Annotated in this window: 15 protein-coding genes; 9 read left to right on the top strand and 6 right to left on the bottom strand. The window is 60.1% G+C overall.

All coding sequences use genetic code 11. The features are described 5' to 3' along the window. Positions 1 to 3 precede the first annotated feature (3 nt). Both FJ970_RS29750 and FJ970_RS29745 read right to left on the bottom strand, forming a co-directional pair. Positions 4 to 1,794, bottom strand: a complete 1,791-nt coding sequence (locus FJ970_RS29750; protein WP_140756531.1) for an ABC transporter ATP-binding protein — start codon at positions 1,792 to 1,794, stop codon at positions 4 to 6. Beyond that, complete coding sequence (locus FJ970_RS29745) at positions 1,791 to 2,786, bottom strand: glycosyltransferase family 2 protein (RefSeq protein WP_140756533.1); 996 nt, start codon at positions 2,784 to 2,786, stop codon at positions 1,791 to 1,793. Before FJ970_RS29745 ends, FJ970_RS29750 begins: the two co-directional genes overlap by 4 nt. 1,090 nt (positions 2,787 to 3,876) lie before the next feature. On the opposite strand from FJ970_RS29745, the gene FJ970_RS29740 reads away from it, so the two are divergent. From FJ970_RS29740 to FJ970_RS29720, 5 genes are all read left to right on the top strand, one after another. Continuing rightward, positions 3,877 to 4,626, top strand: a complete 750-nt coding sequence (locus FJ970_RS29740; RefSeq protein ID WP_140756535.1) for a Crp/Fnr family transcriptional regulator — start codon at positions 3,877 to 3,879, stop codon at positions 4,624 to 4,626. 340 nt (positions 4,627 to 4,966) lie between these two features. Next, the gene (locus FJ970_RS29735; RefSeq protein WP_140756537.1) at positions 4,967 to 5,398 is read left to right on the top strand and encodes a DUF2231 domain-containing protein; all 432 of its coding nucleotides are present in this window, start codon (positions 4,967 to 4,969) and stop codon (positions 5,396 to 5,398) included. Between the two features lie 5 nt (positions 5,399 to 5,403). Continuing rightward, on the top strand, positions 5,404 to 6,744 hold the full coding sequence (locus FJ970_RS29730) for a PQQ-dependent sugar dehydrogenase (protein WP_140757025.1): 1,341 nt from the start codon (positions 5,404 to 5,406) through the stop codon (positions 6,742 to 6,744). A 121-nt stretch (positions 6,745 to 6,865) separates the two neighbouring features. Beyond that, entirely contained in the window at positions 6,866 to 7,081 is a 216-nt protein-coding gene (locus FJ970_RS29725; protein WP_227791963.1) for a hypothetical protein, read from the top strand. A 25-nt stretch (positions 7,082 to 7,106) separates the two neighbouring features. Further along, the gene (locus FJ970_RS29720) at positions 7,107 to 7,262 is read left to right on the top strand and encodes a hypothetical protein (RefSeq protein ID WP_227791962.1); all 156 of its coding nucleotides are present in this window, start codon (positions 7,107 to 7,109) and stop codon (positions 7,260 to 7,262) included. A gap of 76 nt (positions 7,263 to 7,338) precedes the next feature. Here the strand turns inward: FJ970_RS29720 and FJ970_RS29715 are convergent, their stop codons facing one another. Then, the gene (locus FJ970_RS29715) at positions 7,339 to 8,058 is read right to left on the bottom strand and encodes a Crp/Fnr family transcriptional regulator (protein ID WP_140757029.1); all 720 of its coding nucleotides are present in this window, start codon (positions 8,056 to 8,058) and stop codon (positions 7,339 to 7,341) included. 242 nt (positions 8,059 to 8,300) lie between these two features. Between FJ970_RS29715 and FJ970_RS29710 the strand changes: the two genes are divergently transcribed. Beyond that, positions 8,301 to 8,495, top strand: coding sequence for a DUF6894 family protein (locus tag FJ970_RS29710; RefSeq protein WP_227791961.1), 195 nt, complete (start codon positions 8,301 to 8,303; stop codon positions 8,493 to 8,495). An 11-nt stretch (positions 8,496 to 8,506) separates the two neighbouring features. On the opposite strand, the gene FJ970_RS29705 is transcribed toward FJ970_RS29710, so the two are convergent. Together FJ970_RS29705 and FJ970_RS29700 are read right to left on the bottom strand one after the other, a co-directional pair. Next, a complete protein-coding gene (locus FJ970_RS29705) occupies positions 8,507 to 8,764 on the bottom strand; it encodes a hypothetical protein (RefSeq protein WP_140756541.1) in 258 nt (85 codons plus the stop codon). 249 nt (positions 8,765 to 9,013) lie between these two features. Next, complete coding sequence (locus tag FJ970_RS29700; protein WP_140757031.1) at positions 9,014 to 9,430, bottom strand: HD domain-containing protein; 417 nt, start codon at positions 9,428 to 9,430, stop codon at positions 9,014 to 9,016. A gap of 454 nt (positions 9,431 to 9,884) precedes the next feature. Between FJ970_RS29700 and FJ970_RS29695 the strand changes: the two genes are divergently transcribed. From FJ970_RS29695 to FJ970_RS29685, 3 genes are all read left to right on the top strand, one after another. Continuing rightward, entirely contained in the window at positions 9,885 to 10,868 is a 984-nt protein-coding gene (locus FJ970_RS29695; protein WP_140756543.1) for an ABC transporter substrate-binding protein, read from the top strand. 93 nt (positions 10,869 to 10,961) lie between these two features. Next, a complete protein-coding gene (locus FJ970_RS29690) occupies positions 10,962 to 11,765 on the top strand; it encodes an ABC transporter permease (RefSeq protein ID WP_140756545.1) in 804 nt (267 codons plus the stop codon). A 122-nt stretch (positions 11,766 to 11,887) separates the two neighbouring features. Next, entirely contained in the window at positions 11,888 to 12,646 is a 759-nt protein-coding gene (locus FJ970_RS29685) for an ABC transporter ATP-binding protein (RefSeq protein ID WP_227792209.1), read from the top strand. Positions 12,647 to 12,783: 137 nt separating this feature from the next. Here the strand turns inward: FJ970_RS29685 and FJ970_RS29680 are convergent, their stop codons facing one another. Further along, entirely contained in the window at positions 12,784 to 14,403 is a 1,620-nt protein-coding gene (locus tag FJ970_RS29680) for a GMC family oxidoreductase (RefSeq protein WP_140756550.1), read from the bottom strand. Between the last annotated feature and the right edge of the window lie 214 nt (positions 14,404 to 14,617).

The raw sequence follows: 14,617 nt of genomic DNA, 5'->3' as shown, positions 1-14,617 counted from the left end.
GTCTTAGTTCGTTCCCACGGCAACACGTCCGTGTTGAAACCCGTGAAGTTTTGAAAAATGACCCGGTCGCTTCAGGAGTTGATCCGGCGAACCGACTTCGATCACCCGTCCTTTGGACATGACGATGATCTGGTCGGCGGCCTGGACGGTCGACAGGCGGTGAGCAATGACCACAACGGTGCGATTGTGCGAGTACTGCTCGAGCGCGATCTGGAATGCCTGTTCCGTCTCAACGTCGAGCGCATTCGTGGCTTCGTCCAACAGGAGAATGTCGGGGTTGCGAAGAATGGTACGGGCAAGTGCAATCCGCTGCCTTTGGCCGCCCGACAGGCGCATTCCCTGGTCGCCGATCTGCGTTTCATAGCCCTCCGGAAGCGAGCAGATGAAATCGTCCGCCTTTGCTATGCGGGCCGCCTCGCGCAGGTCGTGCTGATTGGTATCGAAATCGCCGTAGGCGATATTGGCCGCGATGGTATCGTTGAAGAGGTACACTTCCTGAGACATCAACGACAGTCGCTTGCGCCAACTGCGCAACTCGAAACCCGAAAGCCGCACGCCGTCGGCAAGCACTTCCCCTGAAGTAGGGTCCATAAAGCGAAAGAGCAGCACCATGAGGGTCGACTTGCCGGCACCCGACTCTCCAACAATGGCTGTGGTCTTGCCGGCGGGAATGCTGAAGGAGACGTCGTGCAGTGCAAGTGGCTGATCTGGCGCATAACGAAAGGAGACGCCGCGGAATTCCACTGCTGTCGTGAGTGCAGGGGCTGACAGATTGCCTTGGCTGAGAAAGGGCGTTTGCGTTGTGCGCAGAAAATCGTCCACATCGTCTATAGCGCCGGCAAGCCCGTCCAGCGCGATCTTCGATTGCAGCAATTCCCGCGTTGGACCCTGAAGGCGATAAAGGAGCGACAGGAAAGCGGCGAGCGCCGCGATTCCTATGCTTGCGGACTCTGCAATGACGACGAGTGCGCCGATCAGAACCGTGATCGATACCTCGGACACCGGCCCGGGAGTAGCCCAAAGCATGTCGAGCCTCAGTAGGCGGCGCCGTACCCTGTCCGATGTCTTAAGGAACCGATCTTGCTCGTAGTCTTCTTGTGCGAAGGCACGGATCAACTGCAGTGAATTTATGCTTTCCCACATCCTGAGGCCGAACTGCTTGTTTTCTTCGACGACGGCCTTGCCGGTCTCGTCCGCACGTCGCGTGGCCAGGCGAATGGCCATTGCACCGAAGAGCAGAAAAATCATGGAAAAAAAGGTCAATCGAACCGAGATCAAGAGCATCAAGAGAACGAAGACCACGAAGGTGCAAAAGCAGATCATCAAGCGATAGGCCAGGCTCAGCCCTTGGCTGACCTTCCAGGTGTTATTGGCAATCGTCGTGATGATGTCCGATCGTCTGTTTTCGACCCGGTAATCGATGCACGAACTTATCGTCTGATCAAAAACCCTGGATCGCAACCGATGCGCAACGAGGCCGTCGACATATCTGGTCACCCAGGTGTTGATAAGGTGGACCGCATTTTTGAGAATGATGCTGACACACAGCGCTCCGACCAGGAACGCGGTTAGGCGATGCTGCGGAATGGACGACAGGAGCTGGTCAAATACCGGCTGCCATCGACCGGATTGAGGTGGCGAGGCTCCGAGGCTCTGCAGCAACGGGATGAACAGGACGAGACCGGCACCTTCCAGAACCGCCGCAACCAGTCCAAGCCCCACCACAGTCGGTCCAGCCCACGCTGGCGCTGCTGACAGGCGAAAAAGCCGCCGCAATTGCATGAACAGGTTCACCAGATCCTCTCTGCGTAGTGAGGCTGGAACTCGGCGTTCTTGTTTTGCACCCTCTTCACTCGAATTTTGATCCAGCGCGGGACCAATCTGGCCCGGCAATAAATGTCCAGCATGTTCGGCAGACGAGAAATAGCCGTGCCCGGCTCCAGGACAAAGAGTCTCTTGAACAGGTCGTACGCTGCGGAAAGCCGTCCGCAGATCAACGCTCTCACGGCGAGCCAATGCAGCATGTCGACCAGATGATCATCGAGCTCGCCCCCGAATTCCGGGTATTTTTCGCGAAATTCGGCGAGCACAATTTCACACGAACGAAGCATCTGCATGACATCGCTCGACATGTTGATGTTTGTCATTCGGTAGCCCACGAGGTGCTGACGAACGACGCGGAACTCGTAATGTTCCGCGATTCTAAGGCACATCAGCAGGTCTTCGCAGCCTTGTGCGTTCCTGGCCCTCAAGGAAGGATCAAAGCCTCCTACGCGCTCAAATGCGGAGCGTCGAACCAGCATCGAGCTTCCGTTGCCGACAAAATTCGTCCTGCACATGCGTTGGAGGACGCGACCCTCGGCGTCGGGTCGGTTATGCAATGAGAATACCCGGCCATCGCCGTCTATATCGGCAAACCAGCAATATGCCAGGCCTGCAGAAGAGCCACCCTGCTGCAAGGCACACATCTGAAGCGCGATTTTGGATGGGGCCCAAAGATCATCCGCATCAATGAACGCGAGGAACCTCGCATCGGTAGAAGCAGCGCCTCGGTTGCGAGCTTTCGCGACGCCGGCGTTTGACTGCTCTACCAGGCGTATGCGCCGATCTTGTTCGGCATAAGAGGCCACAATTGAAGCAGACAGATCCGTCGACCCGTCGTCGACCACGATGATGTCAAGGGCCTGATAGTCTTGCCTGCAGATGCTGTTCAGGGTCGCACGAATGGTTCGTTCGGCATTGAACATCGGCACCACAACGCCCACCGTGGCATTGTCTCGGATCATGGGCCTCTGTTTCTCCGCGACAATTGGCTATGCAGGTGTTGTGACGGCGAGGCCGCCGAGCTTCTCGATGACGCGGCGCCACCGGCCGCGCCTTCGGAGCAGACATTCGCGCTGGCGCGCAGATTCTTTGCCGCAAAACCCAAAGCGGCGTCACCTCCCGAAACCAGCGTGCTGCATTGCTGCTGCACCGCACACCAAATTATACTGCAATGCACCAAATTGCTAATTTAAATATCTCTAAAGTAGGCCCTCCCAAATCAGTTTTTTTTACGGTCGGAAACAGCAATTGAAGGCACCCGGAAGGTCACTAGTCCCGGCTGCCACGGCGGCTGCTCATACGAAGCGCACCATAGAGCTGCCGCCCCTAATCCTTTGCGACCTCGCCTTTGTGCTGCCGGCGCGACAGAATTGGCGACTGCATCATGCGCTCGAGCATTGACAGCAGCCGTAATCGCTGTGGCGTGGTGATGGCCGCCATTTTGGCAGAGGCCTCCTTCAGAGCTCTTTTCGCAGGACGATGCGCGCCGCGCCAGGAAGCGCGTCGGGGCGCTCGCCCTGCCGATCGGGTGTCATCTGCAAAGAGCTTGAGGGCGAAGACAAACGGCACGGCGGAACCGCCCGAGCGGGGCTCGGTCGAATTGATTCGCCAAGTTCAGTATGAAAGCGTACAAAAAAGGGTCGTCAGCAGCACAATACGGGCGTTGACGCTTGGGAGCGACCATCGCACTCCTGCCCCAGCGTGAGGCTAGGATGTCATGGCGAAAGACCCTGAACGCCCCGGTCTAGCGGCCGAAGTCGTGCGTGCACTTGCCCGGGAATCGGGCGCTACGGAACAGCAGATACGTGACATAGTGTTGCTGATAGGGTTCGACCGCTCCTCGATCCTCAGGGAAGCTCGCCTTCTGGCGAAGGATGGATAGCCGACGAACTTGCGATTTTTCCACAGCAGCTACTGTCGGTTTCATACCGAGACCGCCGCCTGCCTAGTGCTGGCCGGGTAGGACAGTCTATGTTTTGCCACCGTCCGCTCGTTCGAGGGGCGCGGGCGGCCGAGAGATCCTAGTGCTCTTGCCCAGGTGGAGAGCATTTCGTGGATCGCAAGGTTCTGCAGGCCAAGAGCGAGTTGTTGCGCCGGATGAGCGCGGACGATTTCGAACGGCTGCGGCCGCATCTCAAGAGCGTTTTTCTGGAGTTGCGATCGCCGTTGGAGAACGAAGGCCAAAAAATCGAGGCCGTCTATTTCTTGGAGAGTGGCATCGCATCGGTCGTGGCCAAGGCTTCGGCGACGGCGGAAGCAGAGGTCGGAATAATCGGCTTCGAAGGCATGACCGGTTCGGCGCTGATCATGGGCGACGACCTGGCAAGCTTCGATTGTTACGTCCAGTCCACCAGTGAAGCGCTACGGATGAGCGCCGCGCCATTCCTCGAGGCCTTGGAAGATAGCCCTACCTTGCGGCCGTTCCTGTTGCGCTACGTCCAATATCTCCATATCCAGACGAGCTACACGGCATCGATCAACGCGCGGCACAGCCTGGAGGTCCGGCTGGCGAGATGGCTTCTGATGTGCAGCGACCGAACCGTCGGTGACAGGCTTACGATAACCCACGAATTCCTTTCCGTCATGCTGGGCGTCAGACGCCCCGGGGTTACCGTGGGGCTTCAGACAATCGAGAGTCATGGCTACATCCGAGCCCGCCGCGGCGAAATCACGATCCGGGATCGGCAAGGTCTCATGATGCTGGCACGGGACTCTTACGGCCCTCCCGAGCTGCAATACCGCCGGCTGGTCGGGGACCTCGGTTCAAAGAACCCGTCGAGGCAGGACCGTCCGCTCAACTGACCGCCATCGCTGCCGGGTTGCAGGGCCGGAATTGCGGGAATGGCCGACGCGGCGATGCCGGTGACGGCACATTGCCTAAGCCCGCGTCGGCCATTGCGGCATGGTTTGAGAATGCCGCCTAGCCAATCTAGTCGTCCAGGGAAGACTGACAATAAAGGTCAAAGGGTTGGTAAGAAGCGTACGAAACTTAGCACGCCCACGCTTCGCGTGCGCCGAACCGTCATTGATCGGCATTGCCCAGGCAATCACAAGTCCTTGAACGAAAACTGTTCCCGGAACCTCTCAACTCCAGGTTTGTTTGAAGCCCAGGTGCCATCTGGAGCAGGGGTGGAGAAGGTCCATGGTCAATTCGCGATCAATGCCGGTGGTCGCCAGGCGTCCGATCTATCGGGCGCCAATGGCGATCGCAAATGCCTGTTTCATCGGCACGCTCCTGACTGACCTCGCTTATTGGCGGACCGCGGAGATGATGTGGGCCGATTTTTCCGCATGGCTATTGTTGGCCGGTCTGGTGATGGGTGCGCTTGCGGTGATTGCGGCACTTGTTGATCTCTTCACCGGTCGGATGTTCCCAGTACGCTGGGCCTATCTGTTCGGCAGCCTGGTGGTGCTTGTGCTGTCGCTCTTCAACGCGCTGGTGCACAGTCGTGACGCCTGGACGTCGGTCGTGCCGACAGGGCTCATCCTCTCCGCGGCGGCAGTGATCGTCATGCTTCTCGTGTGGCTGCTGCGGTGGAGCACCGGCCGCGCTCCCGTGGAGGCGGTCGAATGAGCGCCATGCGGGTTTCCAACAGACACATCCGGCATGCCATGGGGTTGGGCCTGCTGTGCGGATCGCTTCTGGCATTGCCTGCCTGCAGCGACGACGACCCAGACCCAAGCGGCCAGGTCGGGCCGAACCCGACACTGCCCGAACCGACGCAATATCTGGTTCCGCCAATGCATGTCGCTTCGATCATTGGCTGGAAACAGGATGACAAACCCACGGTTGCGAAGGGGTTGCAGATCCAGGCATTCGCCAAGGGATTGAAGCATCCGCGCTCGCTCTACACCTTGCCGAATGGCGACATTCTCGTGGTCGAGTCCGTGGCACCGCCCGCCGCCGCGATCAAGCGTCCGAAGGACTTGATCATGGGCTGGATCGAGTCCATGGCGACGTCGGGCGGCGGCACCGAAGGAAGCAACCGCATAACCTTGCTGCGCGATACGAACGGCGATGGTGTGCCCGATGTCCAGGGCGTCTTCCTCGACCATCTCAATTCGCCCTTCGGTGTGGCTCTGGTCGGCAACGACCTCTATGTCGCCAACACGGACGCCATCGTGCGCTATCCCTACAAGCCAGGCGATACCAAGATCACCGCGCCGGGCACCGTGCTGACGCCGCTGCCCGGCGGCCCGATCGATCACCACTGGACCAAATCTCTCGTCGCCAGCCCGGACGGATCGCTGCTTTATGTCGGCGTCGGCTCCAACAGCAACATCACCGAGAACGGCATCCAGGCGGAAAAGGACCGCGCCGCCATCTGGGAGGTCGACAGGGCGACGGGCCGTTCGCGCATTTTCGCAAGCGGGCTGCGCAATCCGAACGGTTTGAGTTGGGAGCCGCAGAGCGGAGCCCTTTGGGCCGTCATCAACGAGCGCGACGAACTCGGCCCCAATCTGGTTCCCGACTACATGACTTCGGTCAAGGACGGCGCGTTTTATGGCTGGCCCTACAGCTACTATGGCCAGCATGTCGATCCGCGGGTGATGCCGCAGCGGCCCGACCTGGTCGCCAAGGCGATCCCCCCGGACTATGCACTGAGCTCCCATGTCGCGCCCTTGGGCCTGGCATTTTACACCGGTACCAATCTGCCCGAATCCTATCGCAATGGCGCGTTTGTCGGCGAACATGGCAGCTGGAACCGCAAGCGCTTCAACGGCTACAAGGTCGTTTTCATACCATTCAATGGAGGTCATCCCGACGGCAAGCCTCAGAACGTTGTCACCGGTTTCCTTGACAATGACAACAAGGCGCATGGCCGGCCCGTGGGCGTTGCCGTCGACAAGTTGGGTGCTTTGTTGATTGCGGACGATGTCGGAAACACGGTCTGGCGCGTGACTGCGGCAGCTCGGTAGCCGTTCGGGTCGTATGCGCAGGTAGAGCGCGCGGTGATTTCGGCACGACTTGGTAAAAACCGTACAGTGAAAAGTCGTCAAATTTAAATGACGGAACCTCGTTCCGCGTGAAAATTCCGCATTGGCTGATGCTTGGGAGGAAGCCGTGCACAGTAGCCAGCACAAAAGCAAAGTCGGAACCCAGATCGAGGTCGTCGAAGGGTGCGGCGAATGGTTCGTCCGCGTGATATGCGACGGTCAGGAAACCACCTGCCAATTCGAGCTCGAATCCTTCGCCCTGGCCTATGCCGAGGGCCAAAGGCTTCGGTTGAAGCTGGCTGGTATCAAGCGCCTTTAATACCTGCTACCAAATAGAGCAGTCCATGTCGGCAAATGTCGAACCGACAAATGTCGCGGCGTCGGTGGACGCCATTCTCGACGAGTTGCAGAACGGCCCCTTTTCATCGATGCAAGCCGCCATTGCCATGCTGCGGGAGCGGACCGGTACAGAGCGATCGGATGCAGATCTAAAGGCTTGATCACCAAGAAGGTTGCTGTGCGGGGCATTCAGTTTTTTGAAGAGAAAAGCAGCACCGCACATTGAGCCAAGGCCGTCTATCTCGGCTCATTGTTCATGCTCAGATAGGTAGGGTCGAACTCGGCAATCCCGGCAAGTTGCTCCCAGTCCAGAATGGTGACCGTATGGTTCGTCCAGGTAATCACCTTGATCTTCTTCAGGCCCCCGATCACCCGGTTCATGTGCACGACCGACAACCCGAGTACATCGGCCATTTCAGCCTGTGACAGCGGTAGATGGAAGCTCATGCCGTCGGTGCGTTTCACCGCCTGCAGGCGCACGAACAGTTCGCATATGAGATGGGCCAGATGCGAGGTCTTGGAGCGGCGGCCCATTGCCACGATCCATTCGCGATGAATGGCGCCATCGACCAGCGTGTCAAGCCACAACAGCCGGGCCAGGTGAGGAGCCTGTTCGGTGATGGCTTTCAGCTTGTTGTGATCCGCGAACATCACCCGGCAAGGGGCAAGTGCGACGATACCGTGATCCATGGTCTTGAGCAAAAAGGCGTGGAGATCTACAAAGTCGCCGGGCACCTGCAAGGACGTGAACTGCCGGCCGCCGTCCTCGAGCACCTTATAGCGTGCCGCCAGGCCGTCCAGCAGCATGGTGCTATAGCTTGGCCGGGATCCCACTCCGACCAGGTCCTGCCCCTTTTCGAACTCCCGTCCAAAAGAAACCGTTTCGGCCAACAAGGCCTTCTCTTCGTCCGCGAGAGTGTCGTGCTGGCCGAGTTGCAGGTAGAGAGACTCTAACATGATAGCCTCGAAACGATCGGGGTTGAAACGCCGATCGCCGGTTGTCTCGGACGCAAGCATGGCAGCCGGACCGCAGGCCTTCGGAAGATGGCGGACACTATCAATCGGCAGCCTGGCCGCACTCTGGTGCAAGCGCCGGAGCGGATAGGGAACCACCAGCGCCGCCGAATATTTAGCACGCTAAGGTGTCCAAGGCTGCCCGAAAATGAAACTGTATCATTTCGATCTTTGGCGATGGCCTGGTGCCGGACGACGATGGCCAGCCGTTCGAATCGCGAGAACAGGCGAGGGCGGAAGCCATTCGCATCTTGCAGGATATCGCTCGTGACGAAATGCCGGATCGCGATCTGGTCAAGATCACCGTCAAGGTTCGCAATGAGGCGGGCGCCCAGGTGTTCGAGGCATCGCTTGTCCTGACCGCCGGGTGGAGCGCGTGAACTTGATCCGGTCAGCGTGAGAGTCGCTCTGGAATTTGCACCACATTTTCCGATCCAGGCAGATCGAAGGCCATGGCCAACCGACGCGCGGAGGCCATTTCCACGATCAGCTCTTCAATCGAACGATCCGGCAAACCCGTCTTCACTTTCTGCCTTACCCTTGCTGTGAGTTCATGAACCCGGACAGGCGCGAAAAGCGGGCTGTCGTCCAGCAACCTGCTGATTTCAATCACCACATCGGCGTCAATGTCTTTCGGCAATTCCCGCATGGGCGTCACCTTGGTCTCGAAGCGACCCGAAGGCGATCAGGCATCGCGCACCAGAAGCGTGCCGGCCGCGGATCGATCGTCGGATTCATAAAACCATCCGCCCGGCGCGTCACGAAAAAACATGGTACGAAAATTACCAAACGGGTTGGTCCCCGTAATCATGCATCTTGGCCAAATCGCGCGGCTACGGGCATCGACCGGTGGCGCATGTGGCATGCCGTGGCGCGTTTGCCGCCAGCATCCCTGCATTCACTTGGTGAACTCGTCGTCAAGAATGCGCAGCGCCTCTTCATATCTGGCCGTGGATGCTCCGATCTGCCGTGATTGCCAGATATTGTCGGTCAGATCCGCCCGTTTTACCGGCAGCGCCAATGGGTTCGATGCAGCCCGGCGTACGAATGCGAAATAGTCCTCGCCTTCTCTGCGTGTCATGGCATCGACCGCTGCGGCGATCGTCGGTCCGAAGCCTGCCTCTTCGAGTCTGGTCCGGTTCCAGCCGTCGCTTTTTTCCAGGACGTCGTGCAGATAGGCGACGACTTTCTGGTCCATCGTCTCGACGGCGTCGACCACTCGACGGCAATGATCGATATAGGGGCCTCCTGTCTTGTCGTGCTGCGATGCATGGGCCTGCTCCGCAATCTTGGCCGCCCGATAGAAAATACTCATCACATGATCTCCGCCCTTTCGGCCAGCGAGCCGCGTTGCCTTCAGGCACCACACCCGCTTCCTGGTTTCGCATGCGATCCGCCCCGCAGCAAAACGCTGGCCGCCGGTGTCGGTTCCTGTGCCTTTTGCAGGAGCGGTTCCCGCACGGGACACCCGTCTCTTCGAGCGCCATGGCATCGAGGCCGCTTCGGTCGATGGGCCGACGGAAATGGACCGGCCAGGGGTCCCAGAACTAGGCCGCCGATCGGTGATGGACCGCTTCGGTTTCGACGAAGCAATGGGCAGAAAAAGACTTCTTTTTGCGATCCGGCCCGAATGCTCTCTTGCGGACCTTAGAACACGCAAGGCTCGCTTGGGAGGCGACGCCCAAACAAGAGCGGCTGCCAAAACAAGAGCCGGCATACGCCGCTTGAATGAGGCCGATGCCGGCAACAGCCATAGGGGAACCACGACGATGAAGACTTTCCGAAATCGCCTGATGAGCGCGGTCGGCGCAGGCTTGCTGGGCTTGGGGCTTGCCGCTCCTGCCAACGCGGGCGCCATTCGCCTTGGCATGACGACCTGGGTGGGCTACGGCCCGTTGTTTCTTGCCCGCGACCTTGGTTACTTCAAGGAAGCCGGCGTCGATGTCGACCTGAAGGTCATAGAAGAATCAGCGCTTTACATGGCGGCGGTCGCCGGTGGCGATCTCGATGGCGCCGCCTCCACCGTCGACGAGCTGATGAAATACCGCTCGGACGATCTCTGTTTCAAATATGTCCTGGCGCTCGACGACAGCCACGGCGGTGATGGCGTCGTCACACAACCCGACGTCAAGTCGCTCAAGGATCTGAAGGGCCAGCAGGTGGCCTTGAACGAGGGCTCCGTTTCCGAATTCTGGTTCAATGTGCTGCTGAAAAAGGAAGGCATGACCGAGGACGACGTCACCATCACCAACATGACCGCCGATGACGCGGCGACAGCCTTCATCGCCGGCCAGGTTCCCGCCGCCGTGACCTGGGAGCCGCACCTCACCGAAGTCCGCAAGGGCGGCAAGGGAAAGGTGCTGATCGATTCCACGACCACCCCTGGCCTGATCGTGGATGTGATCGCCCTCAAATGCGATCTCATCGAAAAGCATCCCGAGGACGTAAAGGCCCTCGTCAAGGGCTATTACAAGGCGGTCGAATTCATCAAGACCAATCCGGAAAAGGCCTATGAGATCATGGCCAAGGGCATTGGCGGCTATCTCGAAAAGCCAGAGGATTTCGCGGCCGGCGCCAAAGGCGTGCGCTATTACGACCGCGATCGTAACCTGGAGTTCTTCGGCACGCCGCAGAAGAGCGAGGCGTCCGAGCTGGTGAACTTCGCGCAGGACATCTGGGGCAAGGCCGGCAAGCTCAAGATGACGATCGACGCGAAAACCATCCTCGACACCGATTTCATCAAGGAGCAGTGAGCCTTCGAGAAACCGGGGTCGCTCCGTCTGGGCCGAGCCCGGTTTTCGGCAGGCCAGAGCTTCGCGCTTCAGAAGATCAACGGAGGCCACGCCATGGCACAGAGGCGGACGGCGTGGACGCGCCTGACGACCCCATTCGCCAACATTCCCGCCAGCACGGCAACAACACTCGCGCTGGCGATGTGGGTGGTCGTGATCGGCGGCTGGGCTCTTCTGTCCTACGGCCGCGTCGTGCCGAACATGTTCCTGCCGACGCCCGGAACCGTGCTGCAGACGACCTATCGCATGTCTCTGGACGGCAGCCTCTTCTATCACACTTTGACCAGCGCCAAGGTGGTGATCCTGGGCTTCATCGTCTCCTCGCTGATCTCGGTACCCCTGGGGCTGTGGATGGGAACCTACCGGGTGGTGCAGGCGCCCCTGGAACCCTTGGTCAACTTCATCCGCTACCTGCCCGTGACCTCCTTCGTGCCCCTGTTCATCCTTTGGATCGGCATTGGTATCGAACAGCGCATAGCGGTCATCTTCTTCGGCACCTTCTTCCAGCAACTGGTGATGATTTCCGACTGCGCGCGCAGCGTATCCAGGGATTTGGTCAACGCCTCCTACACTCTGGGCACCAAGCGCAGCGAAGCCGTGTGGCACATCATTTTCCCGGCCGCGCTTCCAGCGATCCTCGACACGCTTCGTGTCACCATGGGCTGGGCCTGGACCTATCTGGTCGTGGCCGAGCTCGTCGCCGCGTCGAGCGGCCTCGGCTATATCAGCCTGAAGGCGATGCGAGGCTTCCAGGTCGACGTGATCTTCATGGCGATCGCCGCGATCGGGCTTCTGGGGCTCATCACAGACACGGCGTTCCGCATTATCCGGGCGAGGGTCGCGCCATGGGCATCCTGATGTTGAACGCAAACTCGCAAACCGCAGTCGGATCAAGGGTAGCAATGAGCGAGACCATCAAGGCGAACGATCTGGCCGGCACGGCCGCGACGACCGGCGATCCGCGCTCGACCGGTACGACGATGGCCATCGAAGACGTGACATTGCGTTACGGCGACGCCAACGGCGTGCTGGCTCTGGACGATGTGTCGCTGAAGGTGGCCAAGAACGAGTTCTGCGTCATCGTCGGCCCTTCGGGATGCGGCAAATCCAGCCTGCTCTACCTTGCGGCCGGCCTCAATGACGCGACTTCGGGCAGCATCAAGGTCGATGGCGGGGAAGTGATCGAACCCGGCCCCGACAGAGGCATGGTGTTCCAGAGCTACACCTTGTTTCCCTGGCTCACCGTGCGCGCCAACATCGAGTATGGGCCCAAGCGCAAGGGCCTGCCGGCGGGGCGGCGCAAGCAGATCGTCGACCAGTATCTCGACGAAGTCGGCCTCGCGCCCTTTGCCGACCACTACCCCGCCCAGCTTTCCGGCGGCATGAAGCAACGCGTGGCGATCGCGCGCGCCCTTGCCAACGACCCGGCCGTTCTGTTGATGGACGAGCCCTTCGGCGCCTTGGACAGCCAGACTCGCGGCACCATGCAGAAACTGCTTTTGCGCGTCTGGGAGAGGCAGCAAAAGACCGTGCTGTTCGTTACCCACGACATAGACGAGGCGCTCGTCCTGGGTGATCGTGTCCTGGTGATGACGGCCAGGCCCGGCAAGATCAAGGCCGAGATCAAGGTCGACATTCCCAGGCCGCGCTCGATGGATGTGATCCTCGAACCCGAGTTCATCGCGCTCAAGCGCCGCATCCTCGGCCTTTTGCACGACGAGATCGACGAGGATCATTGATGCATGTTACCCAAACGCATGCCCACGGGCTCTTCCCGAGGGTGTGCGGCGGTCTTGGGAGAACGACGTGCTTGGTTGGCGCAGTTCAGTGATACCAGACGCTGAGCCGCCCTCAAATCCCGAAGGCGAGGCGGTCTTTATCTTTCGCCCTGATGCGCCGAGCCCAGGATCATCTCCGAGGCCTTCTGTCCGATCATCATGCTTGGCGCGTTGGTGTTGCCGCCGATCAGCTTCGGCATGACTGACGCATCGGCGACCCGGAGCCCGTCCACGCCTCGCACCTTCAGCGTCGCCGGATCAACGACCGCCATCGCGTCCGTCCCCATCTTGCAGGTCCCGACAGGGTGGTAGACGGTCAGCGCTTCGGCGCGCAGATAGGCGAGGATCTCGTCGTCGCTGCGGACATCCTTGCCCGGAAGCATTTCCTTGCCGCGCACTGGATCGAACTCGGACGCGGCGAGGATCTTGCGCGCGATCTTGATGCCTTCGACAAGCACCATGGCGTCGTCTTCATCGGCGAAGAAGCGGTGGTCGATGAGAACGTCGCGGCGAGAACTGTCCCGTGACAATCTGATCTCGCCCACGCTTTTCGGTCTGAGCACGCAGGTGTGAATGGCATAGCCGTGGCCGTATTCGATGAGCCTGCCGCGATGGCTGCGATAGCCCGGCACGAAGTGGAACTGAATGTCGGGCAGGCCGTTCGCATGCCTGGTTCTCGCAAAGCCGCCGGCCTCGACGTAATTGGTTGTGAGCATTCCCTTGCGGCGCGCGAAATACTGGAAGGGCGCTGCGGCGATGCGGGGCAGGTTGGCAAGCGACAGGCCGAGCGTCCTGGTGCTCCTGGAGCGCACGGTGATCATGCCGTCTATATGATCCTGCAGGTTCTTGCCGACACCCGGCAGGTCGAGAACCGGCGTGATGCCGATCTGCCGAAGCTCCTTCGCGGCGCCGATGCCGGACGCCATCAGGATCTTGGGTGAGTTGATGGCCCCGGCACAGAGCACGATCTCGCGGCTCGCCGCGAGTATTTTCTGCTGGCCGTCATGGCGCACGCGCAGTCCGGTCGCGCGCCCTTCGGCGATGACGATGTCGATCACCTCGCGTGCGCTGAGCAGCGTCAGGTTCTTGCGATCGAGCACCGGCCGCATGAAAGCGGTGAAGCTGCTGAAGCGCTGGCCCCGGTTCTGCGTGACGTTGTAGATCCCGACGCCGAACTGGCTCTCGGCATTGAAGTCTCCGTTGGCGGGCAGGCCGGCACGTTCGCCAGCCCTGACGAACATGCCGGAAAGCACGTTCGGATCGCGCGGATTGTCGACCATGAGCTCGCCGTCCGTGCCGTGATAGCGCGGGTCCTGGGCGACCAGGTTGCGCTCAAGCTTCCTGAACACAGGCAGCACGTCGCTGTAGGCCCAGCCTGTGCAGCCGAGCCCGGCCCACTCGTCATAGTCGTCCGCGGCGCCGCGAATATAGACCATCGAGTTGATCGAGCTCGATCCGCCCAGCGCCTTGCCCCGGTTGACCGGAATGCTGCGGTTGTTGAGATGGGGCTGTTGCACGCCAACGAAACAATAGTCGTAATTCGGGTTGCCATAGAGCGACAGGATGCCTGCCGGCACCTTTACCCGCAGGCTGTTGTCGCTGCCGCCGGCCTCTATCAGGCACACTCTGGCCGAAGGATCGGCGCTCAGCCGATTGGCCACCACGCAGCCGGCCGAACCCGCTCCGACGACGATGTAATCATAGCTCTCGGTCTTCATGCCGGCCCCTCGAGAATGCCGGCGCCCGAGGCATCGCGGAACGGGCCGCCGCGGTAGCGCATCCCTCCGCAACCAGTTCCGTGCCGACCCATGCCCGGCTTCGCCCGCCACCTCATGCGGCGCTGCGGATCCGACCGCTGAAACTGTAGATGCGTCTATCGGCGCGAGAAATTCGGAAATGGTTACGCGTGACTTCGGAGATTCGTTATGGGCG

It is taken from the genome of Mesorhizobium sp. B2-1-8, from assembly GCF_006442545.2.
GTDB lineage: Bacteria > Pseudomonadota > Alphaproteobacteria > Rhizobiales > Rhizobiaceae > Mesorhizobium.
This window is presented reverse-complemented; position numbering and strand designations above follow the sequence as displayed.

Excerpts from the sequence above, each read along its gene's own strand:
- FJ970_RS29685 (WP_227792209.1), top strand. The coding sequence starts at position 11,888 with ATGGCCATCGAAGACGTGACATTGCGTTACGGCGACGCCAACGGCGTG.
- FJ970_RS29735 (WP_140756537.1), top strand. The coding sequence starts at position 4,967 with ATGGTCAATTCGCGATCAATGCCGGTGGTCGCCAGGCGTCCGATCTAT.
- FJ970_RS29745 (WP_140756533.1), bottom strand. The coding sequence starts at position 2,786 with ATGATCCGAGACAATGCCACGGTGGGCGTTGTGGTGCCGATGTTCAAT.
- FJ970_RS29680 (WP_140756550.1), bottom strand. The coding sequence starts at position 14,403 with ATGAAGACCGAGAGCTATGATTACATCGTCGTCGGAGCGGGTTCGGCC.
- FJ970_RS29730 (WP_140757025.1), top strand. The coding sequence starts at position 5,404 with ATGCGGGTTTCCAACAGACACATCCGGCATGCCATGGGGTTGGGCCTG.
- FJ970_RS29700 (WP_140757031.1), bottom strand. The coding sequence starts at position 9,430 with ATGAGTATTTTCTATCGGGCGGCCAAGATTGCGGAGCAGGCCCATGCA.
- FJ970_RS29720 (WP_227791962.1), top strand. The coding sequence starts at position 7,107 with ATGTCGGCAAATGTCGAACCGACAAATGTCGCGGCGTCGGTGGACGCC.
- FJ970_RS29690 (WP_140756545.1), top strand. The coding sequence starts at position 10,962 with ATGGCACAGAGGCGGACGGCGTGGACGCGCCTGACGACCCCATTCGCC.
- FJ970_RS29695 (WP_140756543.1), top strand. The coding sequence starts at position 9,885 with ATGAAGACTTTCCGAAATCGCCTGATGAGCGCGGTCGGCGCAGGCTTG.
- FJ970_RS29715 (WP_140757029.1), bottom strand. The coding sequence starts at position 8,058 with ATGTTAGAGTCTCTCTACCTGCAACTCGGCCAGCACGACACTCTCGCG.
- FJ970_RS29705 (WP_140756541.1), bottom strand. The coding sequence starts at position 8,764 with ATGCGGGAATTGCCGAAAGACATTGACGCCGATGTGGTGATTGAAATC.